The 2494-nt window shown below is 33.5% G+C and carries 1 protein-coding gene; it reads right to left on the bottom strand.

Annotation, left to right across the window (positions count from 1 at the left end; all coding sequences use genetic code 11):
• The coding region (locus CD035_RS13960; protein WP_219728648.1) for a lectin-like domain-containing protein at positions 1-2397 on the bottom strand (2397 nt) is incomplete at its 3' end.
• Positions 2398-2494 lie beyond the last annotated feature (97 nt).

Genomic DNA, 2494 nt, shown 5'->3' on the forward strand with positions numbered 1-2494 from the left:
TAATGATTCGCTTGTACTTAACGATTCGCTCGTGCTTAACGATTCGCTTGTACTTAACGATTCGCTTTCACTTAATGACTCACTTGTACTTAATGACTCACTCGTGCTTAGAGACTCACTTGTGCTTAATGATTCGCTTGTGCTCAATGATTCGCTCGTACTTAATGATTCGCTCGTGCTCAATGATTCGCTCGTGCTCAATGACTCACTCGTACTTAATGATTCACTTGTACTTAATGACTCACTTGTACTTAATGACTCGCTTGTGCTCAATGATTCGCTCGTGCTTAATGATTCACTCATACTTAATGATTCTGAAGTGAAATCCTCATATACATAAATGATTGTTTTCTGATCTCTACTATAAATACCTGACTCACTACCATTAACTTCTTTAAACTTGAACATGCCAATTCGTTCTGGATATGTTGAAGTATAGCTTTCTCCAAGTTTGCCGTTTAATGTTGTAGATTGTTGTATTTCATTGCCACTCTCATCTACGTATTTCACATTAACTTGACCTGATCCGATTTTATAAATATACGTGACTGTTTGTGGTTCTCTCGTAAACTGGCCATTTGAATTTCCTTGTACTTCTACTAAATCGTAATCACCAATCACTCGAGGATATTGGTCTTCGAAGTTATTACCGACTTTTCCATTCGTTGTTGTTGATGTTTTAATCTCTTTTCCATTCTCATCTATATATTTAGAAATGAGTTGGCCATTTGCTTTAACAAAATAATAAACAACATTTTGGCCATTTGTTGTATAAGTTACTGTATCTGTTTGTTGAACAAAATTATTTTTATCCGATGCATCTACATTAACGAAATCATACCCTTGATTATATAATTCAGATTTTTTATTATCTAACGTTACTTTCCCTTTTATATCGCCTTCGTATTCTTGCACAGGTAATATATCTCTTCCTGTATCACGATCTACATATTTAACATTAGCTATACCTCTTGCTACATATGTAAATTCTTCAATTTGGAATTCTTGTCTGTTTTTATAATATCCTGTAGATCCTGATAATGCTAAAGTATAACTTTGATTAGGATCAATATATTCTGTCATATTTTTCGAGAAGTCATAAACTCCGGTACTATCTGTATATTTAATTTTCATTATCTTTGTTTTACCGTCATATTCGACTAATATACTATTAAATACATTATTTGATGGACCACCAACAAACTGTACAGTGTTCTCATCTGTAACTGCTACGTTATTTCCAGTCGTATACACAAACGCACCCATTGTTTTTGTACGATTTTTACCAAATGTTGTAGGGTCTTTAATAAATGTTACTTCTCCCGTTTCGTTGTACCAGGTATCTAACTTGAATCCAAAAGCTTTAGACAGACCGCCGATACCAAGTCCTCCACCGTATGAACCGATATCGTTAATTGAATTTGGATGGAATACAATACCGATTCCATCTGCACCACCTTGCGTCGAATTCTTATTTCCTAAATTTACTTTCCCTTTTAAAGTAAAGCTTTGGGACATATCAATTTTACTATTTAAAGAAAAACTACCTTTTTTATTTTGATTATCCGTAGTTAAGATAACTTTTCCAGTATTTTTATCGTATGTTGCATCACCATTTAACTTGAAATAATCTGTAAAATTATCTTTTGTTACTGTTGATTTACTTGAGTCCGTTGTTATTGCAGCAGATGTACTAGCAACTCTCATACTTTGCGTATTCGCTTTAACACTTGCAACCTTTTTATTAGTCTTAGTTTCTTTCACTTCAGGTTGAGTTGTCTTGCTTACTTGAGTGTTTGTTTCTGACTTTTCTGGTTGTGTTGCTTCAGAAACTTCTTGTTCTTTACTTACCGTTGTTTCTGGTTGCTTTTGTTTAGTTTCTTGTACTTCTTGTTTATTACTTACTTGAGATGAATTTTGTTGTTCATTTACCTGTTTAGTATCTGTAACTGTTTTGTTTGATTCAGTTCCCTTTGGTTCTGACACTTCAATTTCTTCATTAGGTGCCTCTTGTTGTTCTTGTTCTTTTGGTGCTTCTTGTTTTTGATTTACATCTGTCGTTTCTATTTCTTTAGTAGCATCCGTTTCAACTTGTTGCGATTCTTCTACTACCGGTTCTTGCACTTCAGATTTTTGTATTTCTGATACTTCTTTTGTTTCTGCTTGTTCTGTATCTTGCGTTGTCTGTTCATTTCCCTGTTTTGTTCTCGTTGCTTCTTCTTGGCTACTTTCTTGTTGCTCTGTTCCTTTAATTGTCATTTGGCTTTCGTTTGTAAGTTTAGCTGCTTCTACTTCTCCATTGCTAGAGATTAAAAATATCGCCCCGATTGCAACTGAACCAATACCTACCTTGAACTTTCTAATAGAAAATTTAAGATCCCGTTTTATTTTTTTCATTTTTCTTTTCCCTTCACTTTTAAAAAATATTCTGTTGTTAATTATTATTCACTCAAGTTTACATATTATACTATTTATACCTAACTAATGGTAGTTA

It is taken from the genome of Mammaliicoccus sciuri (assembly GCF_002901825.1).
GTDB lineage: Bacteria > Bacillota > Bacilli > Staphylococcales > Staphylococcaceae > Mammaliicoccus > Mammaliicoccus sciuri.